The 26,519-nt window shown below is 67.5% G+C and carries 24 protein-coding genes, 1 tRNA gene and 1 pseudogene; 11 read left to right on the forward strand and 15 right to left on the reverse strand.

Translation table 11 applies throughout. The features are described 5' to 3' along the window. Positions 1-32 precede the first annotated feature (32 nt). The 3 genes from FV220_RS14870 to FV220_RS14880 all read left to right on the forward strand — a co-directional run bounded on the left by FV220_RS14870 (position 33) and on the right by FV220_RS14880 (position 3,376). On the forward strand, positions 33-1,451 hold the full coding sequence (locus FV220_RS14870; protein ID WP_147832286.1) for an alpha/beta hydrolase: 1,419 nt from the start codon (positions 33-35) through the stop codon (positions 1,449-1,451). Continuing rightward, positions 1,448-2,998 (forward strand): GMC family oxidoreductase, encoded by a 1,551-nt coding sequence (locus FV220_RS14875; RefSeq protein ID WP_147832254.1) that lies wholly within the window; start codon positions 1,448-1,450, stop codon positions 2,996-2,998. The genes FV220_RS14870 and FV220_RS14875 overlap by 4 nt, the downstream gene beginning before the upstream one ends. A 69-nt stretch (positions 2,999-3,067) precedes the next feature. Beyond that, the gene (locus FV220_RS14880) at positions 3,068-3,376 is read left to right on the forward strand and encodes a cupin domain-containing protein (protein ID WP_147832256.1); all 309 of its coding nucleotides are present in this window, start codon (positions 3,068-3,070) and stop codon (positions 3,374-3,376) included. A gap of 111 nt (positions 3,377-3,487) precedes the next feature. Here the strand turns inward: FV220_RS14880 and FV220_RS14885 are convergent, their stop codons facing one another. From FV220_RS14885 to FV220_RS14905, 5 genes are all read right to left on the reverse strand, one after another. Continuing rightward, a complete protein-coding gene (locus FV220_RS14885; protein WP_147832258.1) occupies positions 3,488-4,258 on the reverse strand; it encodes a glucose 1-dehydrogenase in 771 nt (256 codons plus the stop codon). Positions 4,259-4,395: 137 nt separating this feature from the next. Then, a complete protein-coding gene (locus tag FV220_RS14890; protein WP_147832260.1) occupies positions 4,396-6,027 on the reverse strand; it encodes an alpha-D-glucose phosphate-specific phosphoglucomutase in 1,632 nt (543 codons plus the stop codon). Between the two features lie 278 nt (positions 6,028-6,305). Further along, positions 6,306-6,560, reverse strand: coding sequence for a hypothetical protein (locus tag FV220_RS14895; protein ID WP_056141185.1), 255 nt, complete (start codon positions 6,558-6,560; stop codon positions 6,306-6,308). 34 nt (positions 6,561-6,594) lie between these two features. Further along, positions 6,595-7,326: a Crp/Fnr family transcriptional regulator gene (locus FV220_RS14900; RefSeq protein WP_147832262.1), complete on the reverse strand. Its 732-nt coding sequence runs from the start codon at positions 7,324-7,326 to the stop codon at positions 6,595-6,597. 629 nt (positions 7,327-7,955) lie between these two features. Next, positions 7,956-8,684, reverse strand: coding sequence for a Crp/Fnr family transcriptional regulator (locus FV220_RS14905; RefSeq protein ID WP_147832264.1), 729 nt, complete (start codon positions 8,682-8,684; stop codon positions 7,956-7,958). 678 nt (positions 8,685-9,362) lie between these two features. Here FV220_RS14905 and FV220_RS14910 point away from each other — a divergent pair. From FV220_RS14910 to FV220_RS14920, 3 genes are all read left to right on the forward strand, one after another. Next, positions 9,363-9,626, forward strand: coding sequence for a hypothetical protein (locus FV220_RS14910; RefSeq protein WP_018045570.1), 264 nt, complete (start codon positions 9,363-9,365; stop codon positions 9,624-9,626). A 94-nt stretch (positions 9,627-9,720) separates the two neighbouring features. Continuing rightward, positions 9,721-10,401, forward strand: coding sequence for a response regulator transcription factor (locus tag FV220_RS14915; protein WP_056141172.1), 681 nt, complete (start codon positions 9,721-9,723; stop codon positions 10,399-10,401). A 216-nt stretch (positions 10,402-10,617) separates the two neighbouring features. Continuing rightward, on the forward strand, positions 10,618-10,992 hold the full coding sequence (locus FV220_RS14920) for a PsiF family protein (RefSeq protein ID WP_147832268.1): 375 nt from the start codon (positions 10,618-10,620) through the stop codon (positions 10,990-10,992). Here FV220_RS14920 and FV220_RS14925 read toward each other — a convergent pair. Both FV220_RS14925 and FV220_RS14930 read right to left on the reverse strand, forming a co-directional pair. Further along, positions 10,982-11,650 (reverse strand): methyltransferase, encoded by a 669-nt coding sequence (locus FV220_RS14925; protein WP_147832270.1) that lies wholly within the window; start codon positions 11,648-11,650, stop codon positions 10,982-10,984. The two genes, FV220_RS14920 and FV220_RS14925, sit on opposite strands and share 11 nt — an antisense overlap. After that, positions 11,647-12,804: a glycosyltransferase family 4 protein gene (locus FV220_RS14930; protein ID WP_147832272.1), complete on the reverse strand. Its 1,158-nt coding sequence runs from the start codon at positions 12,802-12,804 to the stop codon at positions 11,647-11,649. The genes FV220_RS14925 and FV220_RS14930 overlap by 4 nt, the downstream gene beginning before the upstream one ends. A 155-nt stretch (positions 12,805-12,959) precedes the next feature. Between FV220_RS14930 and FV220_RS14935 the strand changes: the two genes are divergently transcribed. After that, complete coding sequence (locus FV220_RS14935; protein ID WP_147832274.1) at positions 12,960-14,189, forward strand: DNA topoisomerase IB; 1,230 nt, start codon at positions 12,960-12,962, stop codon at positions 14,187-14,189. A 15-nt stretch (positions 14,190-14,204) separates the two neighbouring features. On the opposite strand, the gene FV220_RS14940 is transcribed toward FV220_RS14935, so the two are convergent. The 3 genes from FV220_RS14940 to FV220_RS14950 all read right to left on the reverse strand — a co-directional run bounded on the left by FV220_RS14940 (position 14,205) and on the right by FV220_RS14950 (position 17,153). Continuing rightward, entirely contained in the window at positions 14,205-15,026 is an 822-nt protein-coding gene (locus FV220_RS14940) for a hypothetical protein (RefSeq protein ID WP_147832276.1), read from the reverse strand. A 309-nt stretch (positions 15,027-15,335) separates the two neighbouring features. Next, complete coding sequence (locus tag FV220_RS14945) at positions 15,336-16,019, reverse strand: response regulator transcription factor (protein ID WP_147832278.1); 684 nt, start codon at positions 16,017-16,019, stop codon at positions 15,336-15,338. A 237-nt stretch (positions 16,020-16,256) separates the two neighbouring features. Further along, positions 16,257-17,153, reverse strand: coding sequence for a diguanylate cyclase (locus FV220_RS14950; protein ID WP_056141158.1), 897 nt, complete (start codon positions 17,151-17,153; stop codon positions 16,257-16,259). A 214-nt stretch (positions 17,154-17,367) separates the two neighbouring features. Here FV220_RS14950 and FV220_RS14955 point away from each other — a divergent pair. From FV220_RS14955 to FV220_RS14965, 3 genes are all read left to right on the forward strand, one after another. Beyond that, positions 17,368-17,442 (forward strand) — tRNA-Thr (locus FV220_RS14955). Positions 17,443-17,584: 142 nt separating this feature from the next. Further along, positions 17,585-17,995 (forward strand): DUF1236 domain-containing protein, encoded by a 411-nt coding sequence (locus FV220_RS14960; RefSeq protein ID WP_026176243.1) that lies wholly within the window; start codon positions 17,585-17,587, stop codon positions 17,993-17,995. A gap of 388 nt (positions 17,996-18,383) precedes the next feature. Then, entirely contained in the window at positions 18,384-20,405 is a 2,022-nt protein-coding gene (locus FV220_RS14965; protein WP_147832288.1) for a PAS domain-containing sensor histidine kinase, read from the forward strand. A gap of 253 nt (positions 20,406-20,658) precedes the next feature. Here FV220_RS14965 and FV220_RS14970 read toward each other — a convergent pair whose 3' ends face one another. Both FV220_RS14970 and FV220_RS14975 read right to left on the reverse strand, forming a co-directional pair. After that, a complete protein-coding gene (locus FV220_RS14970; RefSeq protein ID WP_056141150.1) occupies positions 20,659-20,925 on the reverse strand; it encodes a hypothetical protein in 267 nt (88 codons plus the stop codon). Positions 20,926-21,078: 153 nt separating this feature from the next. Next, positions 21,079-22,701 (reverse strand): Na+/H+ antiporter, encoded by a 1,623-nt coding sequence (locus FV220_RS14975; protein WP_147832280.1) that lies wholly within the window; start codon positions 22,699-22,701, stop codon positions 21,079-21,081. A 413-nt stretch (positions 22,702-23,114) separates the two neighbouring features. Between FV220_RS14975 and FV220_RS14980 the strand changes: the two genes are divergently transcribed. Continuing rightward, on the forward strand, positions 23,115-24,254 hold the full coding sequence (locus FV220_RS14980) for an HPP family protein (protein ID WP_147832282.1): 1,140 nt from the start codon (positions 23,115-23,117) through the stop codon (positions 24,252-24,254). A 208-nt stretch (positions 24,255-24,462) separates the two neighbouring features. Here FV220_RS14980 and FV220_RS14985 read toward each other — a convergent pair whose 3' ends face one another. From FV220_RS14985 to FV220_RS14995, 3 genes and pseudogenes are all read right to left on the reverse strand, one after another. Next, the gene (locus FV220_RS14985) at positions 24,463-24,966 is read right to left on the reverse strand and encodes a hypothetical protein (protein WP_018045554.1); all 504 of its coding nucleotides are present in this window, start codon (positions 24,964-24,966) and stop codon (positions 24,463-24,465) included. A gap of 77 nt (positions 24,967-25,043) precedes the next feature. After that, positions 25,044-25,541, reverse strand: a complete 498-nt coding sequence (locus FV220_RS14990) for a hypothetical protein (protein WP_147832284.1) — start codon at positions 25,539-25,541, stop codon at positions 25,044-25,046. An 11-nt stretch (positions 25,542-25,552) separates the two neighbouring features. Beyond that, positions 25,553-26,519, reverse strand: a pseudogene (locus tag FV220_RS14995) (peptidase M48); the annotation flags it as partial.

Here is a 26,519-nt window from a genome sequence, read left to right on the forward strand (position 1 = left end):
CCCCCCACACTACCATCCCCGGCCCCTGCACGGTGGTTTGCCTGCATTTCCTTGGGGGAAGCGCGCGGGAATGGGAGCCGGTCGCGGCTCTTCTCGATGGCGTCGCTCGCATTGTGGCTCTTGACCTGCCCGGTTTCGGCGATGCCGCCGCCGTGTCCGGTTATTCGGTGGCGGCGATGGCGGATCATGTGGCGGCGGGGATCGCCGCCGCCGATCCCGGTGGTCGATGGTATCTCGCGGGCCATAGCATGGGTGCGAAGGTCGCCCTGGCCCTCGCCCGGCGCGCCGAGGATGGTGCACCGGATCTGGCGGGGCTCGCCGGGCTGGTGCTGCTGGGCGGTTCACCGCCGAGCCCCGAGCCGATGTCCGACGACAAGCGGCGGGAGATGATGGAATGGATCTCAGCGGATGCGGAGACCCGTCGCCGTAAGGCCGGAGAGTTCGTCGACCAGAATACCGGCTCTCCCCTCGGCGAGCCGCTTCGGACCCGCGCGGTCGAGGACGTTCTGCGCGCCTCTCCCGCCGCCTGGACGGCGTGGCTGCGCGACGGCTCCCGCGAGGATTGGAGCCGCCGGATCGGCATCCTGCGCATGCCGGCCGTGGTCGTCGGCGGAACCGAGGATGCCGATCTCGGCACCGCCGCGCAGAAGGCTCTGACCCTTCCCCACTTGGCCCATGGCCGGCTGGTTGCTCTCGATGGCGCAGGGCACCTGCTGCCGCTGGAGCGGCCGGAGGCCGTGGCCAGCCTCATCGCGGGTCTCGCCTCCGAGGAACCGCTCCTGAAGTCCGAGGCACCGACCGTGCCGGAGCCCTATCGCGCGCTGATCGAATCCGACCGGGTGAACACGCGCCTGCGCGCGGCGCTCCTCGCTCGGGCCGAACCCGACGGCTCGGCCGATCGGCCCGTGTACCTCGACCCGGTCGAGCTCGCGCAGCTTCGCGCCGTCGTGGACAGGGTTTTGCCGCAGGACGGCACGGGCCGGATCGACATCGCAGCGCAGATCGAGGCTCGGCTCGCTGCCGGAACCGGGGATGGATGGCGTTTTGCCAAGCTGCCGGCGGACGGAGCGGCCTACCGCGCCGCCCTGCGAACCCTGGATGCCGCCGCCCGGTCCGTCCACGCGACGGGCTTCCTGTGCCTCGACGGCGGTGAGCAGGACGCCTTCCTGCAGGCCGCCGCCGCCGGCGAGCCGCTGTCGCATGAGGTGCCGGTGGATGGGCTCGATGCCGAAGAGATGACCTTGTGGTTCGAGGATCTGCGCAGCGACGCAGTGCGGATCTATCTCGCCCACCCCGCAAGCCTCGCCCGGATCGGCTTTTCCGGGATTGGCGCGGGCGGCGACGATGCGGAAACCCTGCCGGGCTTCGTGCGCGTCGGCATCGGTGACCCGGAACCCTGGGAGTCCTCTGCTCTGCAAAAGTCCTCTACCCTCGGGGAGACCGGACGATGAAGCTCGATGCGATGCGTCGCTACGCAACCACCGACATCGTCGATGTCGTCGTCATCGGTACGGGCGCGGGTGGCGCGCCGGTGCTCGCCCGCCTCGCGGCGGCCGGGCTCAAGGTCGTCGCCCTGGAGGCGGGGCCGAACTTCGACCCCGCGCGATTTGCCTTCGACGAGACGCTCGCCGACGAGATCTACTGGACCGAGGAGCGCCTCAGCGGCGGTTCGACGCCGGAGGCCTTCGGCGCCAACAACAGCGGCACCGGGGTGGGCGGCTCCACCCTGCATTGGGGCGCCTTCACGCCTCGCGCCGACGAGCGCGACCTGCGTCTTCACTCAGAGACCGGGATGGGGGTGGATTGGCCCCTCGGTTACGATGACCTGCGGCCGTTCTACGAGCGCGTCGAGGCGTTTATCGGCGTGTCCGGCCCCTCCCAGTACCCCTGGGATCCTGGCCGGCGCTATCCTCTCTCCCCGGTCCCGCGCAACGGGCCGGCGCAGGTGATGGGCCAAGCGTGCGACCGGCTCGGCATCCGGACAGCCGATTCACCGGCAGCCGTTGTCTCGGGTGACTTCCCCCAGGAGGGCGGTGCCCTGCGCCGGGGCTGCATCAATTGCGGATACTGCCACCAGGGTTGCCGCAATGGCGCTAAGACCAGCATGGACGTCACCTACCTGCCGCATGCCGTCTCCAACGGCGCGGAAATCCGTCCCGATTGTCGCGTGCACGGGATCGATCGCGACAGCGAGGGCCGGATCACGTCCGTGATTTACCGGCACGACGGCGTCGATCACCGGCAGCGTTGCGCGGCGGTCTACCTCTGCGCCGGCGCCGTGGAGACGCCCCGGCTCCTCCTGCATCTCGGGCTCGCCAACGGCAGCGGCCAGGTCGGGCGCAACTATATGGGCCATGTGGCGACCCAGGTCTGGGGCACGTTCGAGGCCGAGATGCGGATGAACCGGGGCTATCCCTCCTCGCTCATCAGCGAGGACATGGTCCGGCCCGATGATGCGGATTTCGCAGGCGGCTACCTGATGCAGAGTCTCGGCGTCCTGCCCGTCACCTGGGGCAACTCGGTGGCGCGGGGGCGTGGCCTGTGGGGCCGGGCGCTGACCGAACATCTCAATCGTTACAACCATATGGCGGGCATCGGGATCAACGGTGAGACCCTGCCCTGCGACGCCAACGTGCTGGTGCTCGCCGACGAGGTGGACGCGTTCGGGATGCGCAAGGCCCGCATCGATTTCGGCTATTCCTCCAACGAGGACCGGCTGAACGCCCATGCGACGCGGACCATGACGGCGATCTGGGAAGCCGCCGGCGCCACCGACATCTGGGTGCTGGAGCGCGTCGCGCACACGATCGGGACGTGCCGGATGGGCCGGAGCGGCGACAGCGCCGTGGTCGATCCCCATGGCCGGAGTTTCGAAATCCCGAACCTCTGGATCAGCGACGGATCGACCTTCCCGAGTTCGCTCGCCGCCAACCCGGCCCTGACCATCATGGCCCTGGCCCTGCGCTCGGCCGAGGCGTTCCTGGGCCATCCCTCCTGACGATTCCTGAGGAACGCCACCGCCATTCCCCGGTTGGATTCACCGCAACGCGACGAGGTTTCAAGCGCCATGACCACGAAGATTTCCACGAAGAATGCCCGCGCGGGTGCGCATGGCGAAATCGGCCTCGCCAAGGGTGAGCGGGTCGCCATGCGGATGTGGCGCCACGAGCCGCCGACGGACGACAAGCCGAGCGCCAGCCGACCCTACGAGACGGTGGGCTACGTCATTTCCGGCCGGGCCGAACTCACGGTCGGCGGCGAGACCGTGACCCTGGAGCCCGGCGATTCCTGGCTCGTCCCGGCCGGGGCCGAGCACACCTACACGATCCTCGAAGAGTTCACGGCCGTCGAGGCCACCGCCCCGCCGGCCGCGTAGCCTTTCATACCCGCCGCACCCAAGGCGGCGGCGTGAGACCAGACATGAGAAGGGCCGGATCGATCACGATCCGGCCCTTTTCGCTATCCCGTTCCCGAAGGAAGACCCGTCCTACGCGCCGCCCCATTGCATGGTCAGGCCGCCATCCACCACGAGGGTATGGCCGGTGACGTAATCGGCATCGTCCGAGGCGAGGTAGAGGATCGCCTTGGCGATCTCGTCGGGCTGGCCGGCGCGGTGCCACGGGATGCGTTCCAGGGAGGCTTCGAGCTTCTCGGGGTTCTCGAACCGGTCGCTGGTCATCGGCGTCTCGATCAGGCCGGGGGCGACGTTGTTGACGTTGATCTTGTCCTCGGCGAGCTCACGCGACAGGCTCCGGCAGAGGGAGCCGACACCGGCCTTCGACATGCCGTAGGGTGCGCTTTCCGGTGTCGGCAGGTGCTGGGCCACCGAGGAGACGATGACGATCTTCCCCCGCCCGCCATTGGCCCGCCGGACCTTGATGAAGGCGCGGGCGCAGAAGACCGGCCCCATCAGATTGACCCGCAGGATCTGCTCGAGCTTGCCGTCATCCATCTCGGCCACCGGCATGCCGCTCATGGCCTGACCGGCATTGTTGACGAGGATGTCGAGGACGCCGAACTCGGCCGCCACCTTGGCGAAGGTCGCCTCGACGGTGGCCGGGTCGCCGACATCGTCCTGGATCACCAAGCATGTGCGCCCGGCGGCCTCGACCCGGCGCGCGGTCTCCCGCGCGCCGTCCGCGTCGGTGTTGTAGGTGATCGCCACGTCCGCGCCTTCACGCGCGAACAGCTCGGCCGCAGCCTGTCCGATACCGGAATCCGCCCCGGTGATCAGAGCGCGTTTGCCCTGCAACTTCATGTCTGTCCCATCTGTGCGAGAAGGGGTGCGCGGGCATCACGTGGCCGGCGATCACCCGTGATCTTCAGGACAATGGGCACGGTAAAACCCGGTTCCCGGGGTGCGGCATCGGCGGGGAGGGGCGTCCCTCCCCGGGCTCAGGTGATGACGCTCGGCTCGCTGCGCCCCGTGATGCCGGCGATGTCGGCGATGTCGCGCGCCGCCTGGACGACCGGGGCGAGGACGGAATCCGGCGTCAGGTCGAGCCGGTCCGGGGCGTTCTCGTAGCGCTCGATATAGACCCTCAGGGTCGCCCCCGCCGTGCCGGTGCCGGAGAGCCGGTAGACCACACGCGCATCCTCGGCGAAGCTGATGCGGATGCCCTGCTGCGCCGTCACGGAGCCGTCGACCGGGTCGACATAACGGAAATCGTCCGCCGTGGAGACGGTGAGGTCGCCGATCCGGCGGCCGGGCAGGCTCGCGAGCTGCGCGCGCAACCCCTCCATGAGGCGGTTGGCGCTCTCGGACTCGATCTCCTCGTAATCGTGGCGGGTGTAGTAATCGCGGCCGAACGCGGCCCAATGCTCGCGCACGATGGCGTCGGCGCGCTTGCCCGTCGCCGCCAGGACGTTGAGCCACAGCAGCACGGCCCAGAGCCCGTCCTTTTCGCGGACGTGGTTCGAGCCGGTGCCGGCGCTCTCCTCGCCGCAGAGGGTGATGAGCCCGGCATCGAGCAGGGTGCCGAAGAACTTCCAGCCCGTCGGAGTCTCGTAGGCGGGAATGCCGAGCGAGGCGGCGACCCGGTCGGCGGCGCGGCTCGTGGGCATCGAACGGGCGATGCCCGCCAGGCCGGAGGCGTAGCCCGGCGCGCGATGGGCATGGGCGGAAAGGATCGCCAAGCTGTCGCTCGGGGTGACGAAGAGGCCGGGTGCCACGATCATGTTGCGGTCGCCATCCCCGTCCGAGGCCGCGCCGAAATCCGGCGCGTCCGCGCTCAGCATCAGCTCGTAGAGCTCGTGGGCGTGGACCGGGTTGGGGTCGGGATGGTGGCCGCCGAAATCCTCCTCCGGCGTGCCGTTCACCACCGTGCCGGCGGGGGCGCCCAGCGCCCCTTCCAGGATGGCGGTGGCGTAGGGGCCGGTCACCGCGCTCATGGCGTCGAACCGCATCCGGAAGCCGGAGGCGAACAGGCGGCGGATCGCGTCGAAGTCGATGAGTTCCTGCATCAGGGCCGCGTAATCGGCCACCGGGTCGATGACGGACACCACCATGCCGTCGATCCTCGCCTCGCCCACGGTGTCGAGGTCGAGATCGGCCGCGTCGGCGATGCGATACTCGGTGATCGCCTTCGTGCGCTCGTAGATCGCTGCGGTGACGGATTCCGGCGCCGGACCGCCGTTGGCGGCGTTGAACTTGATCCCGAAATCCCCGTCCGGTCCGCCGGGATTGTGGCTCGCCGACAGGACGATGCCGCCGATCGCCCCGTGCTTGCGGATGACGCAGGAGGCCGCCGGGGTGGAGAGGAGACCAGCCCTGCCGACGAGAACCCGGCCGAAGCCGTTGGCGGCGGCGAGCTTGAGGGTCGTCTGCACCACCTCGCGGTTGAAGAAGCGGCCATCGCCGCCCACCACCAGGGTCGCGCCCTCGCGGTCGGGGATGATGTCGAAGATGGATTGGACGAAATTCTCGACGTAGCGGGGCTGCCGGAAGACGGGGACCTTCTTGCGAAGGCCCGACGTCCCCGGCTTCTGGTCGGAGAATGGCGAAGTCGGCACGTGCCTCGAAGTCATCCGCGAAAGCCCCTCGTTGTCGGCCTGCGATGTTCACACCTCTCGCGGGTACGACGGGGTCCCTCTCCTTCCAGGAAGAGGTGGCCTACCGCGCCTCATATCGATGCCGTCGGCTCGAGAAAGCAGCCGTCGAGGAGATGTGTGAACCCAGTTGCGTTGTCGGCGGGGACAACACAACGGCTGGTCCCTACCGGTCAACCACCCAAAGCACGGTGTCGGGGAAAGATTCTCGGGCGCCGTTCCAATGCGAACCCGAACCCGAGTGACCTGTCCCTCCTTCAGGGCGTGGAGCGCGATGCGACGCCTTCGGCGAACGAGATCGTCAGGACGGTCATACCCGCCTCGTCGACCACCTCGAACGAGCGGTCCAGGGCTTCGCTCAACGTCGCGCCGCCGCCGAGCGCGTCGGCGACGATCTGCTTGATGCCGATCACGGCGTCGTTGCGCACCTCGTCCATGGAGTCGAACACGTCTCCGTCGAAGTCGCGATGAAGCCCGTCGCGATCGCGCAGGTTCAGAAAGTAACGCGGCATACCGACCTCCTTGCCGTGACGACCCGACGGGCGCTCAGCTCACGGCTTGCCCTTCCACGCGAAGATAGCCGGCCTTGAACTCGGCGAGGGATTTCAGCCTGGGCCAGTCCAGGATCTTGAGACTCTTGCCCTTGAGTTCGATCAATCCCCGGCGCCGCAGCTCCTGCAGCGACCGGTTCACGTGCACGGTCGTCATCCCCGTCGTATCGGCGAGCTCGTGCTGGGTCATGGGGAGATCGCAGCTGTCTTCTGTGGCGAGGCCCACGGCCCGCAGCCTCACGAGGAGTTCGCAGAAGAGATGCGCGATCCGTTCGAGGGCCGAACGGCAGCCGATATTCACCAGCCATTCGCGCAGCGTCGCCTCGTCGATCAGGGCGGAGATGCGCAGCGCCCGGGCGATCGCCGGATGGTTCTCCATGATCTCCCGGAGGGCCGGGGCGGGAATGCGCGCGACCTTGCAGGCGGAGATGGTCGCGATCGTATGATCGAGGCGGTTCAACAGGGTGATGTCGAGATTGCAGGTGTCCCCCGGCACGAGGTAGGCCGTGATCTGGCGGGCGCCGTTGGCCCGCTGCTTGAACCGGCACCCGATCCCCTCGGTGATGAGGACGATGTCGTTGTGCGGCTCGCCTTCACGGGCGAGGTTGGTGCGGGCGGGGACGTCGCGGGCGATGGCTGTGATCCGATGAAGCACGTCCCTGTCGGCTTCGTCGAGCGCAACGAAGCCTTCGAGCTTCTGGACGAGCGGATTGAACACGCTCTCCATCGTATTCGAGATTCTATTCCTCGACAATGTTCAATATCTCTATCGATAAGCATCGAAATCTGCTCAGAAGTAACATCTTTCGTGATGCGACTTCAACGAGCTATGATGGCAAAAACGTACAAAACATCATTATCTTAAAGCAATCGACCTTGTACCAAAGTCGTAGCCTAGCCTCGAATTCCGTCTTCCGGCTCGGTCGTAATGGTCTGCGAGTTCCCCGAGGTATGTATGATCCTGTTCGTGCATCTGCCCGATCCGAACACATAAAGTCGTGTCGACATTTCGCCGCACCTTCGATCTCGACAGACAAAATGACGGATTTATGCGTCAACTTGTCGAATGGATGCGGCCCGGCGCGCGTATGAATTCAGTATTCAGCCGACCGTACAATCACTATTGGGAGGGGTGGATCGGATGGAGTTTCGCGTCGAAGGCGATCTGTCGGCTGTACTGCGTCATGACAAATAAATAACGGAGCGATGAGGGCCGTTTATCGGCTGGGCACGGAGCTTCGTTTTTCCTGCGGACGAGCGCGACGCTCGCCGGCGTCTCGCTCTGCCTGGATGAAAGCTCTTGTAGGATGAGGGCCGTGCGGCCCGCCATCGCCCGGCCCTCGAGGTGCAGACTACTCATTGCTCCGGTGCGACGTCATTCGTGATCAGGCGACGATACTCGGCCTCCGGTATGCCGTAGCTGTCGCCCGCGATGAGTTCGAGTTTCGGCCGATCGACGATCTCGATGTGGGACCTGCGCGCCCGAATGGTGCCGGCCCCCTCGAGGATATGGATCGTCGTCGTCACGCCCGGGCGATGGACACCGAGCATGACGGACAGGAACTCATGGGTGATGGGAAATTCATCCTTCTCGACCCGGTCGTGGCACATCAGCAACCAGCGGGCCAGCCGCTCTTCCAAAGTATAGCTGCCGTGCGACAGGGCCGTCTGTGCCGTGAAGAGCTGAAAGATGTGGGCGTAGCGCATCATCAGTCTGCGGAACGCGGGTCTTTGTTCGATCAGGCCGATGAATGCGTCCTTGCTCATCCGCAAGGCTTCGCCTTCGATCTGGATGAAGGTTTCGTGGGGCGTGGAATCCACATCGAACAGCAGCGGCAGGCCGGTCGCGCCTTCGGAGCCGATGATGCCGACCTCGATCCGCCTGCGGTCCCGCGTGCCGACGACGACCGAGGCGACTCCGGTCTCCAGGAAATGGACATGGGTCAGCGGTTCGTTCGGCTGGGCAAGAACGTCCTTCCGCTTGAGCTCGACCCGATCGAGGGCAGCCAGGATGGACGCTCGATCGTCCGCCCGCAGCCGGGAGAGGAGGCTGTTGCGGATCGTGTGCTGGGAGGAAATGACCATGCATGCGCCCTGAGGAGACGACGTCGCAGTTATGAGCCGCTCATCAACGCCGGAGGTTGATCATGACATAGCAACGCAGCTGCAAATTCAACAAATGAAGCATATTCATTTGATGAAATTCGTCGTCCCTGAAACTTTACGTGCGTAATCGTACATCTGACTTGTATGCAGCGCTCCGTCAAGTCCTCCATGTCAGACCGTGCGGGGTCGTTCATATTCTTGCCGGTTCGCTTCAATTTTTCAATTCAACCGGTTCGGCCTGGTTCTCCCGATGGCCAAATCCATCGTGCGGCAAGGATGCACGGCCGGCCTGCGAGCGCGGTCGCGGGCCGGCGCGTCGATGACCGCCGCATCGGCGCGGGAATTGCCTGTTCCCGCCGGTGCGGATGGCGGGTGGGCGAACGCCGTCCATCGGGATCCATCGGGCCCGCTGCCGCGCATGGGCGGTCTGTTCGGCAAGGGGTGGTCCCGGCCCTCCCTTCCCTGCAGGAAGCGAGGCACCGGCGGGTCGTCGGGCGGGGAATGTCGTCGCGTCCTGCCTCCTGGGGGAAGGGATGCGTCAACTGTCACCGTTCCGGCATAAGTCCCTCGGAGGGGAACCTCCGGGGTCGGATCGACCGAGGAGACTTCGAGCGATCGGACCCTCGGCGTCAGTGGCTTCACGGAACGGAGAGATGCGTGCCTAACTTCCTCAAAGCGATCATCATGTCGGTCATCGCATTCGCCTCGGTCTATTACCTGACGGGTAATCCGACCATGGCGATGGCGCTGTCGCTCATTCCGCTCCTCCTCGGCCTGATGAGGGTGATGCACGGTTTCGCCTACAGCCTCGCCGCACTGTGCCTGATCGGTGCGGTGGCCTGGTCCGTGGCTCCCGTCGAGACGAAGACGATGGTCCGGGCCGAGGTGGAGAAGACCGGCGTCAAGATCACGGCGCCGTGACGGTGCCGGGGCCCTCGGGGTCCGGCCCTCCCACCGCTTTGGCGTGCCCGGCGGGGATCTGATAGGGTCGCCGAGGGCGTGCGGGGGATCTGCGATGGAAGAGGGCAGCGGCGGAGCGGCCATGCATCTTTTGATCGTCGACGACCACCCGCTCTTTCGCGACGCGCTGGCGAGCGCGGTCAAGCTCGCCTTTCCCGAAGCGGTCATCGACGAGGCCGAGGGGATCGCCGCCGCCATGGCGGTCCTGGCGGCAGCCGGCACCGTCGATCTCGTCCTGCTCGATCTCTCGATGCAGGGCGTCCTGGGTTTCGAGGGGCTCGTCTCGATCCGCTCCCGCTTCCCGCGTGTGCCGATCCTCGTCGTGTCCGGCCTCGACGACCCTCGCATCATGCGCGAGGCGCTGCAGCACGGCGCGGCCGGATTCGTACCGAAGGCGGTGGACAAGGCGACGCTGACACGGGCCATCGCCGACGTGCTCGGCGGAGGTCTGTCGATCCCCGCCGCCCTGTCGGATGAAGCGGCCGGCTCGGCCCCTCCGACCCAGCTCGCGGAGCGGATCGCCCGCCTGACGCCGCAGCAGCTGCGCGTCCTTCTGATGATCCGGCAGGGGAAGCTCAACAAGCAGATCGCGCACGAGCTCCAGGTCGGCGATTCCACGGTCAAGGCGCATGTCTCCGAGATCCTGCGCAAGCTCGACGTCATCAGCCGGACGCAGATCGTGATCGAGACGGCCCTGCTCGATTTCGACCAGATCCGGATGCCGCAGGCCGGATGAGCCGAAGGCGCCCCCTCGTCGCGGATCTCCCTCACGGCAATGTGCCCGCGCGGGGGACGGACCGGAGGGGGCTTGGGCGTTGCATCCATGGCGGGCATGGCCGAAGACGGAGCCGCGCCGCGGCGCTTTGAGCGATGACACGAGGCGGGGCGGCCCATCGATCACGGCCCGCCTCTGCCTGGACCCACCTCTCCATCCGATGAAGCGAGTGCGATCATGATGAGTTCGACGTTGAAGTCCGTCCTGGTTGTCGGGATGCTCGCCGGATTGCCGGTGACGGAAGCCTCCGCCGCCGTCGGCGGCCGCATCGGGGCCTGCAAGCAGGAGATGAAGGCCAAGGGCCTGAAGGGCGACGAAGCCAAGACGTTCATGAAGTCCTGCAAGGTCGACGCGCGCAAGGCGTGCAAGGAGGAGGCGAAATCCGCCGGTTCCGACAAGGCCGACCGGCATGCCTTGATCAAATCCTGCCTGAAGGGCGGCGACGCCCCCGGAGCCGCCACCGCCCCGGCCGCGCCGATGGCACCCGGCTCCACCGTACCCCCCGGCACCGGCATGACACCGGAGGCGACGCCCCCGGCTCCTAAGCCCTGAAGCGCCAGACGCTGCTGCGCTTGATCTCCGCATCCTCCAGGGAGCGGCTCACCGGCACCTCGTAGGTCGCGAGGATGTCGAGCCGGTCCCTCGGCAGGTAGGAGCGGCCGGGATCTCCGATGAGGATGGTGGCGCCCTGCTCGTGCAGGGCCGCCAGCCAGTCGGTGACGCGGCCGGCGATGTCCCGCTCGTAGAAGATGTCCGCCACCAGGATCGTCGTGACGCCGAGATCGGCGGGCCGCGAACCGATGAGGTCGTCGAGGACGGGCGCGATCCTGTCGCCGACGCCGTTGGCCCCGGCATTGAGGCCGATGGCCGCGATGGCGAAGGCGTCGAGGTCGCTCGCCGTCGCATGGGTGGCGCCGGAGAGCGCCGCCGCGATCGCCACCAGCCCCGAGCCGGAGGCGAAATCGAGGACGCGCTGCCCGGCGACGAGCTCCGGTCGGTCGAGGACATGCCGGGCCAGGGCTTGGCCCCCCGCCCAGGCGAAGGCCCAGAACGGCGGCGGCAGGCCGATGGAATCGAGCTCGTCCTCCGTCTTCTGCCACAGCTCCGTGGCTTCGTCGGCCACATGCAGCACGATCTCCGGCGCGTGGGGCACGGGCAGGAGCCGCGTATTGGCGCGGATGAAGCGAAGTGGATCGACCGAGGGCGTCATGGGCGCAGCAGATCCGCGTAGAGTCCGGACACCGCCCGCATCACCGCATCCTCGGTAAAGCCCCCTTCCACCACGCGCCGCCGCGCGGCCTCGCCCATCCTCGCCACGAGGAGCGGATCGGCGGCGAGCCGGATCATCGCGGCGGCGAGGCTCTGCGCGTCGTCGGGCGGGACCAGCATGCCCTCGATCCCGTCGCGGACCAGCGTCCGGCAGCCGGGCACGTCGGTGGTGAGGAGGGCACGCCCGCAGGACGCCGCCTCCAGCAGCGTGCGCGGCAGGCCTTCGCCGCCCCGCGAGGGCAGGCACCCGACATGGTGCTTTGCCCACACCCCGGTCACGTCGCGGGTCGGGCCGTGCCAGGTGACGCCGTCCCGGCTCCACGACCGCAGGGTCTCTTCGGGGATCGCCCTCCGGTTCGAGGCATCCGGCGCCCCGTAGAGGGAGAGCTCCACAGCGGCACCCTCCGCACGGGCGAGTCGTATCGCCTCCACGGCCGTGTCGATGCCCTTCGACCACAGCATCCGCGCTACGATGGCGACGCGCAGGGGCGGGGAGGGCGGTTGCGGCGTCTGCGCGAGCAAAGCGGGATCGATGCCGGCCCCGCCGACGATGGTGACCGCCGTGTCGGCCGGATCGAGGCCGAGCGCGGTGGCGTCGTCCGGGTTCTCGAACAGGAACCGGGTCTGTTTCGAGGCGAGGGGGCCACGGATCAGCTGGCGCAGGGCGAGGCGGCCCATGCGGCCGGCGAGGTCGGCGCGCGCGCCCATCAGGCCGAGCCCGGTCAGGGCGTAGACCCGGCCTGAGATGCCCGCCATCGCCGCCGCCGTCCCGCCCACGAGGATCGAGCGAAGGGCGATGCAATGGACGATGTCGGCCTTCAGCCCCTTCAGGATCGCCGCGAGCTGGCCCGCCGCATAGCCTGCCGCCATGGGGTTGAGGCTCGACCGCTCGGCCTCCAGCTCGACCACGCGCGCGCCCGTCGCCTCGATCACGGCCCGGTGGGCGCGCACGCGGGTCACCACCGCCACGGACAGGCCCATCGCCACGGCGGCCCGCGCCATGGGCAGGAAGTGCGAGGCGAAGAACCAATCCTCGGTGACGACGAAGACGAGCCGCTTCATCGGCGCGGAGGAGGGTGAGGGGGACGTGGCCATGACAGGCGCTGTAGCACGCCCCCGCCTCGTGCGAAGCCGGACGGAGGCCGGGGGCGATGACGCGGCCGGGCGAGACATCGCGCCGCCGGCCCGGCTCGGAACGCTGCGCATATCCTGCCGGTTGACCGTTCCTGACAACCGACGGGAGGCAGAGGATGGCGGCGGATCGCGAAGAGGACGGTGTCGTCGCCGATCCGCGGGATGCGGCCATCGAGGCGGGCCTGACCTATGTGGATGCCGACCGGCCGGGGCTGACTCGGCGGAGGAGCGGAACCGGTTTCTCCTATCGCGATGCGAAGGGGAAGGCCGTCCGTGACCCGAAGATCCTGCAGCGAATCCGGTCCCTGGCGATCCCGCCGGCCTATACCGACGTCTGGATCTGCCCCCGCGCCAACGGCCACATCCAGGCCACGGGCCGGGACGCCAAGGGGCGCAAGCAGTACCGCTACCATCCCGATTTCCGGCAGGCGCGCGACTCGACGAAGTTCGAGCACATCATGGCCTTCGCCGACGCACTGCCCGCCATCCGCGCGCGGGTGGACGAGGATATGGGCCGTCGCGGCCTGTGCCGTGAGAAGGTGCTGGCGACGATCGTTCACCTCCTCGAAGCGACCCTCATCCGCGTCGGCAACGACGATTACGCCCGCACCAACAAGAGCTACGGGCTCACCACCCTGCGCGATCCCCACGTGACCGTCGCGGGCGCGGAGCTGACGTTCCGCTTCAAGGGCAAGAGCGGCAAGATGTGGAACCTGTCGGTGAAGGACCGGCGCGTGGCCCGCATCGTGAAATCCTGCCAGGACCTGCCGGGCCAGGAGCTGTTCCAGTATATCGACGACGCCGGCCAGACGCGCGACGTCACCTCCGCCGACGTCAACGCCTATTTGCGCGAGATCACCGGGCAGGAGATCACTGCCAAGGATTTTCGGACCTGGGCCGGCACCGTTCTCGCCGCGCTGGCCCTCCAAGAATTCGAGGCGTTCGACACCGAGGCCAAGGCCAAGAAGAACCTTCGCGCGGCCATCGAGAGCGTCGCGTCACGGCTCGGCAACACGCCGACCATCTGCCGCAAATGCTACATCCACCCCGAAATCCTCGACGGTTACCTGGAGGGTGCGCTGCTGCTCCAGGTGGCGGAGGCGGTGGAGGACGAGTTGCGGACGGACATCGCCGGGCTGAAGCCCGAGGAGGCGGCGGTTCTCGGGTTGCTGCGGGCGCGTCTCGATGCGGCGAAGGGCAGGGTCTCGGTGAAGGCCAAGGTGTCAGCCAAGATGAAATCCAAGAGTTCGGCGACAGCCAAGGTCATGGGTGCGACTACGGGAAAAGTGGCGCAGCATAAGGGACGGTCCGGTTCGGCGAAGCCCGAGGCCCGGGCGACGGCATAGGCCTGGACCGAACATTTAGTGACCTTCCCGTTCGATTTCATCGATGCGGGTGAGGATTGAGCTCAAGAAGACGTCGCGGGGGTGAGTACCGTTGCCGTCCGTTGCGTCCATTCGCGACGCCAACGCATCGACCAAATCGTCGCCGTTCGATTGGTGGAATGAGAGGCTCGCTTCACCAACACGCATGTCGCCTTTGCCTATCCGCTCGATGGTCTTCGTATCGAGCGGTTCGATCTCGCGCCTAAGAAGTCGCAACATTTCTGCTGCTGGAATGCCAGAGACTTGAGTGTAACCTGGTGGTAAACCTGCCGCCTCTTCTGCGTCCCGCCAATCGTACTTCAGGGCGTTCATGCCCTCCACGGTGAACGCTCGCCCCGGACAGCTCTGAAAAGGGAATTCGTTGGCGCATTCAGCAAGCAATCGAGCAAGCTTCGATAGATGCGAAGCACAGCAAGCGCATATGTCCTTGCCAACCAAGTCTTCTGGCACCGCATGAGGGCGACCCACAAAGCGGTAAGTCCACCCCCCATTCTGCAAGCTGCCCCCAACAAAAGAAACCGGGCCTTGCTTCTGCGAGATGTTGCGGAGCTCGACAAAGAAACGCATTGCCGCGTCGGACTTCATGGAAGTTTGTTGAGCCCCGTACCAATCCGCAAATCCAGGTACCTTCGCCATCGCGCATTGAAGCAGGAAGGTCACGCTTCTGCTCGCGGAGAGAAAAGCATTCAATTCGAACTGAAACTCCAGTCCGCCAGCGAAGGCTAGGCGACCAAGGAAATGCTCTGCCTCACGGAGCTTCTCAACCGGGTGCCGCAGTGTGGTGAAAAGATGTGTCATGGCAATTTGCGAGGGATAATCCCGGGAGTTCATGTACCTTAACACTAGGATCTACTGAACGGCGATACCGCGAGCTGCGAATTTGCCCGATTTTATTCCGCCCAAGAGCATTCCCAATGTTGGGAAAATTCTGGCCGCATGCCGCCCATCCCGACATCTGGAACATCATCCGAACAGCCTGAAACGGATGCCGCTTTAGAATCGAAGCGAATGCACCCGTTCGGTGAATCTGATCCTGTCTGCGTCTCGCAGGGCTTTCTTTTGGGGAGCGGATACGGCCGACGCTGCGATCGATCCCCTAGCGCTCCCTTAATGCCGCGCCATCGTCTCGATGACGGCCTTGTGGCCATGGTGGCCGGATTCGCTCTTGCCCTGGCGTGGCGTCTCGCTCTCCACCACGGGGGCCAGACCCAGTTGCCGGGCGAGGCAGACGAGGTCCTTCAGCCGGCCCGTCTGGGTCTTGCGGCGCAGGTTGAGCCGATGCGTCTCCACGGTGCGGACGCTGAGGCTGAGGCGGCGCGCCACCTCCTTGTTGCTGAAGCCGGCGCTGAGGAACCGGAGGATCTCCGCTTCGCGCGGGGTCAGCCCATCGCCGGCTTCCGCCGGGCCGGCGGCCTGCGTGTCCGCGTCGCCCGCATGGGCCAGCCGCACGATCGTCGCGCTGATCTCCCGCGGGGTCGCCGATTGCGCCACCACCGCATCGGCCCCCGCCTCGAGCAGGCTCCGCAGGGTCTCGGCGGGGAGGCTCTGGAAGGCCACCAGCACGCGCAGGTTCGGGTGACGCTTGAGCGCGGCGATCCGGGCGAGGGCGCTCTTCGACGCGGTCTCGGGCAGGAACACCAGGGCGACGACGCTCCCGGTGCCCGGACCGCCCAGCGGCAGATCGGCCTCGCCCAGCGTATGCAGGCTGGGCTCATGCTCCAGGAAGGCCCGCAGGACAGGCCCGAGCACCGCTGGCTCGTCGACGATCAAAACCCCCACGGCCTGGTTCATGCCGCTCCCCCCTCTGTCCCATCGCGACACATCGCGATCGGGCTGGTGGAGAGCAGTTCAAATCCCGTTCCATCGGATTCTTCATCGAATCCGGGCCATGGCCCATGAATACACGGGGGTATTTTACGAAAACAGGTCCGAAAACCGCGTCATCTCGGTTAATGCGGACGGAAGCGCGCCCATGGCGCCAGGGTGCCTGTCCCTATCAGGAACAGCCCGGTTCGAAATGGGATTGGCTCATCCCGCCCGGGCGAGGACGAGGTCGGCGGCGGCCGACATCACCCGGTTGCGCCCCGTGGTCTTGGCCTCGTAGAGGGCGATATCGGCCCGCTTGATCATGGCCTCGATCGTATCGCCCTCGCTCCACTGGCTCACGCCGAAGCTGCAGGTGAGGCGGATCGGGGTGCGGGCGCCGCGGATGCGCAGGGCCTCCACGAGGCGGCGCAGTCGTGACGCGAGCGCCTCGGCATCGGTCACAGGCCGGTGCGGAAGAACGATGCCGAACTCCTCGCCTCCGAGCCGCCCGACGATGCCCTCCTCCGCAATGGTCTTGCAGACGCTCTGGATCGCCGCATCGCCGACATCGTGGCCGTATTCGTCGTTGATGCGCTTGAAATGGTCGATATCCACCAGGATCGCCGACATGTCGCCGTGGTTGCCCACACGATCGGCGGCGTCCCGCACCCGTTGCAGGAAGGCGCGCCGGTTGAGGAGGCCGGTGAGCGGGTCGGTCTCGGCGAGGCGAATCAGCTCGCTCTGCATGGTCGTCAGGCGGTCCGCCGCCCGCATGCGGGCATGCAGCTCCTCGGCGCCGGGGGGCTTTTCGATGAAATCGTCCGCCCCGCTGTCGAGCGCCTCGGCGAGATTGCGGGAATTGCGGGCCGAGGACATGGTGATGACGTAGAGCGGCCGGTTGGTTTCGGCGATGAGACGCGCCGACCAGCACAGTTCGAGGCCGCTCAAGGGGCGGACTTCGAGGCTCGTGATCAGGACTCGCACGGTCGGCGTGTAGGTGACGAAGTCGAGGGCGGCCTGCGAGTCGGTGAAGACATCGACGTTATGGCCCTGCGGCTCGAGCATGCCGGCAACGACCTTCAGGACAACGCGGCTGGTATCGACGATGACGATATGCATGTCCTTGGTCGCCCGCCCCGAAATCTCATGTTGTTCGTCAGCATGGCGGCGACAGATTAACATGTTGCCAAGACGCCCCGCCCACATGAGTCGATCCGGGGCCGGGCCGGAGGAGAGGAACGCCGGGCGGCCGGCCTCGTCGGACGACAGGGCGCCGACACCCCGTTCATCGACGGTTGAACGGCGCGCCCGCGGCTGGTAGCTAGCGCATCGGGCCGGATTAGCTCAGCGGTAGAGCAGCGGTTTTGTAAACCGAAGGTCGGGGGTTCAATCCCCTCATCCGGCACCATCCCCCCAATGGCCGAAGCCGGTCGGATCGGGGCCCGCGCCGACGGGCGGATTTCGTTAACGATAACGCGCCATGAAGAGGCCGTCGGGGGATTTCGGTCGTCCGGCCTTGTCGGCACGTCGGGAACGAGGGCGGAAAACCCATGCGGTTAGGTGTTGCGGCGGGTGTGCTCGCGGCGTTGAGCGTCGGGATGGCGGCTCATGCACAAGGTTACGCCCGCGGCACCGAGGACGGTGCCGAGCGCGGCGGTAACATCGCCGGCCCCCTCGGCGCGGCCGTCGGCAGCGTGATCGGAGGCGCGGTCGGGACCGCCAACGAGATCCTCGGCATCGATCGCCGGGAACGGTTCAGGATCTACACGCGGGGCGAGCGTCGCCCGTCCTTCGCCTATCGGGGCAAGGTGCATGTCGGCGCCGTGCTGCCCGAGGGCGGTGTCGTCTATTACGACGTGCCTCCCGAATTCGCCCTGAAAGGCTACAACTACACCGTCGTGAACGATATCCCGGTGCTGGTGGAGCCGGGCACCCGCCGGATCGTCGAGGTGATCGACTGAGGACGGAGCGGGTCCGCCACGGCCCTGCGCCTGCATCCCCATGACGACCCGCTTCACCATCGCCGCCGATGGCGACGGCCGTTCCGGCGCAGGGACTCCGGTGACCGGCTCCAAGGCCCCGCGCGACGGCGCTTGGGCGCCAGAACTTATCAATTGACAGTCACCCCGCATTGAAGCGGGAATGGAAATCCAGTCATTCTGTTGCGACAGGCGTGAGACTGTCTCCGACGTCCGGTCGAGGTATGGTCATGGAGCGTTGGGGCACCAGTCACCGGGTGGGTCAGCGAAGCGTCCGAAAGGCGACGCAGCCGACATCGTGTTGGGTATCGAGTAGGGTGGACCCATGGCTGACGATGTCTCCAATCGAGAACCCACCATCGGTCACGCCATGACGGCGGCGGATGCGGTCGAAGCCCTGGTCGTCGACGACGAGCGGTACCGCCTGCTGGTGGAGAGCATCGTCGATTACGCCATCTACATGCTCGATCCGCAGGGTCGGGTGGCGAGTTGGAACCGCGGCGCCCAGCGCTTCAAGGGCTATACCGACGCCGAGATCATCGGCGAGCACTTCTCGCGCTTCTACACCGACGACGACCGGGCCATCGGTCTGCCCGGCCGGGCCTTGAGGATCGCCGAGACCGAGGGGCGGTTCGAGCAGGAGGGATGGCGCGTCCGCAAGGACGGCAGCCTGATGTGGGCGCACGTGCTCATCGATCCGATCCGTGGCGAGGACGGCACCCTCGTCGGCTATGCCAAGGTCACCCGCGACCTCACCGAGCGACGGGCCGCCCTGGCCGCCCTCGAACGGAGCGAGCAGCAGTTCCGCCTGCTCGTGCAGGGCGTGCGGGACTACGCCATCTACATGCTCGACCCTCAGGGAAAGGTCACGAGCTGGAATCGCGGCGCCCAGCGCTTCAAGGGCTACACGGACGACGAGATCATCGGCGAGCATTTCTCGCGCTTCTACACCGACGCGGACCGCGCCTCGGGCCTGCCCGCCCAGGCGCTCCGGACGGCGGCCACCGAAGGCCGTTTCGAAGCCGAAGGCCGGCGCGTCCGCAAGGACGGGACGTGTTTCTGGGCGCATGTCGTCATCGATCCGATCCGGGGCGAGCATGGCGAGCTGATCGGTTTCGCCAAGATCACGCGGGACGTCACGGAGCGGCGGAACACCGAGCGGGCTCTGGAGGACGCGCGCGCACGCTTCGTCCAGTCGCAGAAGATGGAGGCGATCGGTCAGCTCACCGGGGGTGTCGCCCACGATTTCAACAACCTCCTCGCCGTCGTGCTCGGCAATCTGCATCTCGCCCGCAAGCGCCTCCCGCCGGATCGCAAGCTGCTGCAGCTGGTGGAGAACTCCATTCAGGCGGCCGAGCGGGGCGCCACGCTGACCAAGCGCATGCTCGCCTTCGCCCGCCAGCAGAAGCTGGAAACCGGCCCCGTGGACGTGCGGGAGCTCGTGCGGGGCATGACCGAGCTGCTGCAGGGCTCCATCGGTGCGGGCATCCCGGTCGCCACGCGGTTCCCCCCCCAGCTGCCGCTCGCCAACGTCGATGCCAACCAACTCGAACTGGCCCTGCTCAATCTCGCCGTCAACGCCCGCGATGCCATGCCGGAGGGCGGCAGGATCACCATCGCGGCGCGCGACGCGGTGGTCGCCCCCGACGAAATTCCCGGCCTCGCTCCGGGTCGCTACGTCTGCCTGTCGGTCACCGATACGGGGGACGGCATGGACGAGCAGACGCTGGCCCGCGCCACCGAGCCGTTCTTCACGACCAAGGGTGTCGGCAAGGGCACCGGGCTGGGGCTCTCCATGATCCACGGTTTCGCCGAGCAGTCGGGCGGCCGGCTGCGTCTCAGGAGCGTTCCGGGCCAGGGCACGACGGCCGAGCTGTGGCTGCCCGAGGCCGAGGCCGGCGACCCGGGAAAGGCGGTGCCGGAAACGGCCCTCTGCCCGTCGGCGACGAGACCGTTGAGGGTGCTGGTGGTCGATGACGACCCGCTGGTCCTGATGAACACGGCGGCCCTGCTGGAGGATCTCGGTCACGTGGTGAAGGAGGCGGCGTCGGGCGCGCAGGCCCTGCACGTCCTGCGCTGCGCCGAACCGTTCGATCTCGTGATCACGGACCAGTTGATGCCGGGCATGAACGGCACGCAGCTCATCGCGGCGATCGGCCGGGACCATCCCGGATTGCCGGCCATCCTCGCGACCGGCTACGCCGACCCGGCGGAGGGCGAGCACGCCGATGACGTGCGCCTGACCAAGCCGTTCGGGCAGGAGGAGCTGGCCCGCGCCATCCAGACGAAATTTCAGGTCGAGCGCCGGATCCTGGCGTTCCGGCCGGTGGCGGACGAGACCGGCGGCTCCCCCGGCGCGATGACGGAAGTGGCCGGCTCCTGGCTCGGCTGATCGGACGGGCGCACCGGTTCGCCATCGACCGATCCGGGATCCGCAAAGCCGCAATCGCCGTGACGGCGCGCGAAAAGGCCCCGATGAGGCGAACTCATCGAGGCCTGGCACGACGTCTCGGATCTAAGGGGTCTCAGAACCCCATGGCGACCTTCAGCGAGCCGACGATCGTCGCGATGAGGCCGACGGCGAACACGCCGATCATCGCGTAGTTGAACGGTTTCAGCTTCATCGGCGAACCCTCGTCGACCGATCAGCAGCGGTTCCCGCCCGAGGTCTGGCCGTATTGCTGGACCGGGAAGTTCTGCTGGTTGGCGTTGCCTTCGGCGGCCGAACTCATCGGGCAGGTGGACGGGTTGCGCGAGACATCATCACCACGGGACTGGAGCGAACCCGTCGTCTCGACATCGTAGGGCGAGAACCCCGTGTAACGGGCAGGACGATCGTAAGCCATCGCCGAAGAAATCGAAGACACACCAAGAACGAGGGCAGTGGCGATGGCGGCAATACGGGTCTTCATGGGGGTGACATGGCTCCTATAAGCTGCAGATCTGGAGTGAGGTCTGCTTGTTGCTGTTGGAAATAGATATGGGGCGCCATCTCCATTCTTGGCGTGCTCGCGCGCACGCGGTGTCACGGATTATATCGCGCGCCCAGATCCCGCCCGACCCGCTCAGACGACGAGGCGCGCCTCCACCAGATCGATTTCCCGGACGAGCCGCCGCAGCACCACGTCGTCGATGGCCTCCGAGCGGCGCAGGCGATAGAGGGCCTGGCGCTCGGCCTCGATGCCCGCGAGGCGCAGGCGCTTCTCGGTAAGGGCGAGTTGCTTGATGCGGCTGACATCCTTCCGCGGCTCCGCCGTCGCTGCTTCCAGCCCCTCGTAGCGGTCCATGGCGCGGGCGCTGGCTTCCACCGCGATGGAGGCGTCTTCCTGTTCCTCCACGAGCCGATGCTGAAGGGCCTCGATGGCCTTCACGGCGTCGTCGCGCGCGGCGGCGCGGGCGGCGTCCTCCTCGGCATCGTGGCTGGGCTCGGGGGGAAGGCGCAGGCCCCGCAGCAGCGGGGGCAGGACCGTGCTCGCCAGGAGGAGCGAGGTGAGGATCACGCCCATCGCCAGGAGGATCGAGAGGTCGCGCGCGGGGAAGGGCGCGCCGTCCGCTAGGGTGAGCGGCAGGGTCAGGATACCCGCGAGGGTAATGGCGCCCTTGACGCCCGCCAGGGTCGTCGCGGCCACGAGGCGCAGGGTCGGCGTCTCCCGGCGATCGCCGCTCCGGCGTGCCTTCATCAGCACGAACTGGAGCGAGATCCAGACCCAGACGAAGCGGATCGCCATCAAGCCGGCGGTGATGGCCAGGATCCAGGCGACGAGCCAGCCGGCCCCCTGGACGTCCGCCTGTTTGACGGCTTGCCGCAGCACCTCCGGCAGTTGCTCGCCGAGCAGGACGAAGATCGAGCCGTTGGCGGCCAGAGCCACCGTGTCCCAGACGGCGGTGCGCCGGACGCGCGTGGCGCCCAGGCTGCGGCCCTGGATCTCCACATAGGTCATGGCGATGCCGGCCGCGACGGCGGCCAGGATGCCGGAAGCGTGGACATGCTCGGCGGCGAGATAGGCGCCGAACGGCGTGAGCAGGCTGAACAGGATCTGTAGGCCGGGATCCTCCCCCGTGCGCCGGCGCAGAAGGTCCTGCGCGCCCATGAGGAGGAAGGTGGTCGCGGCGCCGATGCCGATGCCGCCCAGCGCGAGCCAGACGAAGGTGGTCGCGGCCTGGGGCAGCGAGAAGGTGCCCGTGAGGGCGGCGGCGATGGCAAAGCGCAGGCAGACGAGGCCGGTGGCGTCGTTGAGGAGGGCCTCGCCTTCGAGGATGTGCATGAGACGGCGCGGAACCGGGGCCTGCGCCGCCACGGACGAGACCGCGATGGGGTCCGTCGGCGACAGGACGGCCGCGAGGGCGAAGGCCACGGCGAGCGGCATCCCCGGGATCATGCCGTGGATCAGCGTTCCGATGCCGAGCACGGTCAGGACCACAAGGCCCAGCGCCAGGGCCAGCACGGTCTTGCCGTCCCGGAACAGGTCACGCTTCGGAATACGCCAGCCATCGAGGAACAGAAGCGGCGGCAGGAAGACGAGGAAGAAGATTTCGGGGTCGAGGGACGTGCTCGGCAGCGGTCCCAGGGCCAGGGCCACGCCGATGGCGATCTGGATCAACGGCAACGGCAGCGGAAGCAGGCGGCCGAGGGCGCCGCTGACGAGGACGGACAGCAGCAGGGCCAGGACGACGGTAACGCTTTCCATGCGCCTCTTTCATGGTGGAGCCGGTGGCGGCGTCGATGCCCCGGCCGTGTGGCGTCATAGGGGCGCGATGGCCAGAGCCGCCATCGCCGTCCGAGCGAGCCGCAGGTCCGGAGAGGACCGCAGCGCGAGCGCCCTCGGATGACCCGCATCATCGATCACAGGACAGTGATCGGCAGGCAGGATCTCACGCTCGCATACTCGGCGGCGGCCAAAATTGTGAGCGATCGGAACGCGAAAGCGTCGTGCGACTATATCGGACGCCCGGATTGCCTCACCAAAAGGCAAAATGCCTATCGAGATTGCAAATCTCGACGCGGCCTGTAAAACTCTCTCTGGTATACCAGGCTCGTGAGCCAGCGATGGCGGCGATGAGCGGCCGAGTGCGCGGTCGAACGGGGGAGGGGTAGGAGAGGATGTCCAACATCGCCGGTCCTGGGCGTCGTCTCGGCGAGCTGCTCGGATCTCGCCTGTTTCGGCCGATCCTGGCGGGTGCCACGCTGCGCGAGCGTCTCATCGCCTGCCTCGGTGCACTCCTGGGCATCGCGCTGACCGGCCTCGTCAGCGGCTGGATCGTCGGAGAGGGGCCGCACATTCCCCTGATCGTCGCCCCGATGGGAGCGACCGCGGTGCTCCTCTTCGCCGTGCCGGCGAGCCCGCTCGCCCAGCCCTGGCCGATCATCGGCGGCAACACGATCTCGGCCCTGATCGGCGTCACGGCGGCCTATTTCATCCCCAACCCCGTGCTGGCCATCGGCGTCGGCGTCTCGCTCGCCATCGCGGCGATGTCGTTCACGCGCTGCCTGCATCCGCCGGGCGGTGCCGCCGCCCTGACGGCCCTCATCGGCGGGCCGGCCATCGCGTCCTCCGGCTTCCTGTTTCCCTTCGTCCCCGTCTGCCTGAACTCCCTCATCCTGGTCGGCCTCGGCATCGCCTTCCATCGGCTGTCGGGGCGGCAATATCCGCATGTTCCGCAGGCGGCGCCCGTCAACGTCCATGGAACGGCCGATTTGCCCGCTCCGCTCCGCGTCGGCTTCAATGCCCGCGACGTCGACGCGGCGCTCGAGTCCCTGAACGAAACCCTCGACATCGACCGGACCGACCTGGATCGGTTGCTCCGCGAAGTCGAGAGCCAGGCCATGGCCCGCGCCCATGGGGAGCTCGACTGCGGCACGGTCATGTCGCGGGACGTGGTCACGATCGGCGTGAACGACTCCGTCGCGAAGGCGCGCGACCTGCTGCTCAAGCACAACATCCGGACCCTGCCCGTGATCGACGGCGCCGGCCGGCTCGCCGGCACGCTGGGCCTGCGCGAACTCGCCTTGCGCGGTGACGGGGCCATCGCGCAGGTGATGTCGACGGCCAGGACCGCCATGGCGGACGAGCCCGTGCTTTCCCTGGTCGAGACGCTGAGCGACGGACACACGCATGCGGTGGTGGTCACGGCCGAGGATCGCAGCGTCCTCGGGATCGTCACCCAGACCGACCTGCTGGCGGTCCTGATGCGCTTGGTCTCCGCCAAGGCCCTCGAACCCACCGGCCCGCAGACGTCGTGAACGGCCCGTCGGCGGGGAGGGCATGGCCCGGTTGTTGCCAGGGAGGTGCTTTCCTCCCACCGTACCAGCACGGGTTCGGGCCGATGCACGACACGCCGCTTCTTCTCAACCTTCTCTACGCGATCCTTATGGCGTCGAGCATGATGATCACGTGGCAGGTTCACCGGCTTCTCGGCCGCGCCTGAAGGAGACGCGGCCAGCGTTGCGATCAGAGGTTCTTTTCCAGAACCTTCACCACGGCATCGACCCTGTCCTTGAAGTCGGCGACGTTGGAGAAGGGCCGCCAGTTCACGTCGAGGGTGCCGCCCTCGAAGGTCAGCCCGTTGGGGTAGTTCGAGGCCGGCGCGGTCTTCTCGTCGAACCGGATGCGGATCGCCTTGAGCTTCTGGGCAAGGGCGTCCCGGCCCATCTTGTCCTTGCCGACCTCCTTCAGCCCGGCGGCGATGGGCTCGAAGATCGTCTTCCCGAAATAGCCTTCGTCCGCATAGTACTTGGCATCGCCGGGGATCGTCAGCTGGTCCCAGGCGACCTCCACCGGCACGGGCATGCCCGCCGCGTCCTGGATCGCCTTCTCGTAGGCGGGATAGCGGTCCTGGCGGTAGGCGGCGATCGCCCGGCGCTCGGCGAGGCCCACCGTCGGCTCGGCCCATGCCGCCGATGCGGAGAGCAGGACGAGGGCGGTGGCTTCGAGAACGTGGCGGCGTGACATCATGCGGCGGTTCCTTCGTGGTGCGGCGGCCCCGGATCACGGGCCTGGGGTGACGGTTCGACGGCCGGAGCGAGGCGCCTTCAGGAGGTCGCGCGCCGGTTGCGGATCATCCCGGCGATGCCCAGCACGATGATTGCGGCCAGCGCCCCGGTGATCGCCAGGAAGGTGAGGGTGCGGTTCCACAACCGGTCGAGCCCGAGATCGGTGGTGACGAGGTCGGGACGGCCCGCATCGGCCATCACCCGGATGCTGTAATCGCCCACATGCAGGCCACTGAACACGTAGTTCACCCGGCGCGCCACGGTGCCGTTGGGCGTGCGCAGGTTCAGCGTCGCGTCGCAGATGTGGATCACGATCTTGGCACTGCACTTGCCGTCCGTCACCCGCGCGTCGGCGACGGGATGGGCCGTGTCGCGGACCTGCCAATCCGAGAGCAGCGGCGGCGCCGTGTAGACGAGGCAGGCGCCCAGGAGGCCCGCGAGCGCCGCGAGGCCGAACAGCGTCCAGAATATGTTGCCCCAGCCCTGGCGGGGAGGGGGGAGGCGCAAGGTGTCCGGGCTTTTCGCGGAAGCGGTCATGGGTGCGGGCCTCACGTGGCTCTGGCGTCGGGGGTGGAGCGGGCCGGGGATGAGCCGGCCTCGGCGAGGACGCGGCGCGCTTCCGCCGCGTGGCGGTAGCGGCCGATCAGGTCGGCGAAGTCCTGCAGCGTCATCTTCCGCGGCAGGCCGGCCCTGATCGTGACGATGCGGCGCTTGGGGTCGAGGCGGATCTTCCGGCCTCCCGGCACAAGCTGCGGGAACGGCGCTTCCGGCGGCAGCAGCAGGCGCGTGACGATTCCGGTCTGCTGCAGGGTCATGTCGAGGTCGGCCATGTCGTCCCAGGGGATGGGCCGGTCGAGGCCGGGGATCGCCAGGGCTTCGGGCCGCAGGATCATCGTGGTCCGCTCACCCCGCCACAGCCTGAACAGGCCGAAACCCGCAAGCGCGGCCCCGCAGGCAAGGGCCACCCATGCCACGAGGCGCGCTTCCCAGGCCGACAATCCCGGAAAGCCGAGGGTCACCAGGCCGAGGGCGAAAGAGGCGAAGAGCAGTCCGGTGACCGCGAGGACGATGGCGCCGGGCCGGCTGTTCTCGCGCAGCACCCGCTCCTCGGTGCCGATCGCCGCCGCCGTCGCTTCGAGATGCGCCCGTACGGCCGCGTCATGCTCCTCCACGGCTCCCCGGAAATCCGCCGTGGCCGTCCGGCACAATCCGGCGGGGTCCGCGAAATAGGCGGCGAGCTGGCCCAGCGCGTGGGGCGGCGGCACGATGGCCGCGGCGGCCAGGAGTTCGGCGTCGAGGGTTCTGCCGAGGGCGGCGATGCGCTCGCGGGTCGGCGGATGGGTGTCGGTGGGGTGGGGCTGCTCGGCCTCCAGATGCGCGGCCGGGTCGTCGAGGCCGCGCGCGATCACGTGATCGAGGATCGCGGCGACGAGATCGGCGGGGGCCGATCCGGGCTTCTCGGCGGCGGCATCGAGAATCTCGGCGATGCGCGGCTGAACCGCGCCGGTGCGGAGC

Origin of the sequence: Methylobacterium sp. WL19 (genome assembly GCF_008040005.1) — a bacterium.
Taxonomy (GTDB): domain Bacteria; phylum Pseudomonadota; class Alphaproteobacteria; order Rhizobiales; family Beijerinckiaceae; genus Methylobacterium; species Methylobacterium bullatum.

What these genes read in the sequence shown, in the direction of transcription:
- FV220_RS14975 (WP_147832280.1), bottom strand. Translation starts at nt 22,701, where the DNA reads ATGGAAAGCGTTACCGTCGTCCTGGCCCTGCTGCTGTCCGTCCTCGTC.
- FV220_RS14940 (WP_147832276.1), bottom strand. Translation starts at nt 15,026, where the DNA reads ATGACACATCTTTTCACCACACTGCGGCACCCGGTTGAGAAGCTCCGT.
- FV220_RS14900 (WP_147832262.1), bottom strand. Translation starts at nt 7,326, where the DNA reads ATGGAGAGCGTGTTCAATCCGCTCGTCCAGAAGCTCGAAGGCTTCGTT.
- FV220_RS14880 (WP_147832256.1), top strand. Translation starts at nt 3,068, where the DNA reads ATGACCACGAAGATTTCCACGAAGAATGCCCGCGCGGGTGCGCATGGC.
- FV220_RS14875 (WP_147832254.1), top strand. Translation starts at nt 1,448, where the DNA reads ATGAAGCTCGATGCGATGCGTCGCTACGCAACCACCGACATCGTCGAT.
- FV220_RS14925 (WP_147832270.1), bottom strand. Translation starts at nt 11,650, where the DNA reads ATGACGCCCTCGGTCGATCCACTTCGCTTCATCCGCGCCAATACGCGG.
- FV220_RS14885 (WP_147832258.1), bottom strand. Translation starts at nt 4,258, where the DNA reads ATGAAGTTGCAGGGCAAACGCGCTCTGATCACCGGGGCGGATTCCGGT.
- FV220_RS14950 (WP_056141158.1), bottom strand. Translation starts at nt 17,153, where the DNA reads ATGCATATCGTCATCGTCGATACCAGCCGCGTTGTCCTGAAGGTCGTT.
- FV220_RS14895 (WP_056141185.1), bottom strand. Translation starts at nt 6,560, where the DNA reads ATGCCGCGTTACTTTCTGAACCTGCGCGATCGCGACGGGCTTCATCGC.
- FV220_RS14935 (WP_147832274.1), top strand. Translation starts at nt 12,960, where the DNA reads ATGGCGGCGGATCGCGAAGAGGACGGTGTCGTCGCCGATCCGCGGGAT.
- FV220_RS14980 (WP_147832282.1), top strand. Translation starts at nt 23,115, where the DNA reads ATGTCCAACATCGCCGGTCCTGGGCGTCGTCTCGGCGAGCTGCTCGGA.
- FV220_RS14945 (WP_147832278.1), bottom strand. Translation starts at nt 16,019, where the DNA reads ATGAACCAGGCCGTGGGGGTTTTGATCGTCGACGAGCCAGCGGTGCTC.
- FV220_RS14970 (WP_056141150.1), bottom strand. Translation starts at nt 20,925, where the DNA reads ATGAAGACCCGTATTGCCGCCATCGCCACTGCCCTCGTTCTTGGTGTG.
- FV220_RS14890 (WP_147832260.1), bottom strand. Translation starts at nt 6,027, where the DNA reads ATGACTTCGAGGCACGTGCCGACTTCGCCATTCTCCGACCAGAAGCCG.
- FV220_RS14985 (WP_018045554.1), bottom strand. Translation starts at nt 24,966, where the DNA reads ATGATGTCACGCCGCCACGTTCTCGAAGCCACCGCCCTCGTCCTGCTC.
- FV220_RS14960 (WP_026176243.1), top strand. Translation starts at nt 17,585, where the DNA reads ATGCGGTTAGGTGTTGCGGCGGGTGTGCTCGCGGCGTTGAGCGTCGGG.
- FV220_RS14920 (WP_147832268.1), top strand. Translation starts at nt 10,618, where the DNA reads ATGATGAGTTCGACGTTGAAGTCCGTCCTGGTTGTCGGGATGCTCGCC.
- FV220_RS14915 (WP_056141172.1), top strand. Translation starts at nt 9,721, where the DNA reads ATGGAAGAGGGCAGCGGCGGAGCGGCCATGCATCTTTTGATCGTCGAC.
- FV220_RS14930 (WP_147832272.1), bottom strand. Translation starts at nt 12,804, where the DNA reads ATGGCCACGTCCCCCTCACCCTCCTCCGCGCCGATGAAGCGGCTCGTC.
- FV220_RS14990 (WP_147832284.1), bottom strand. Translation starts at nt 25,541, where the DNA reads ATGACCGCTTCCGCGAAAAGCCCGGACACCTTGCGCCTCCCCCCTCCC.
- FV220_RS14965 (WP_147832288.1), top strand. Translation starts at nt 18,384, where the DNA reads ATGACGGCGGCGGATGCGGTCGAAGCCCTGGTCGTCGACGACGAGCGG.
- FV220_RS14905 (WP_147832264.1), bottom strand. Translation starts at nt 8,684, where the DNA reads ATGGTCATTTCCTCCCAGCACACGATCCGCAACAGCCTCCTCTCCCGG.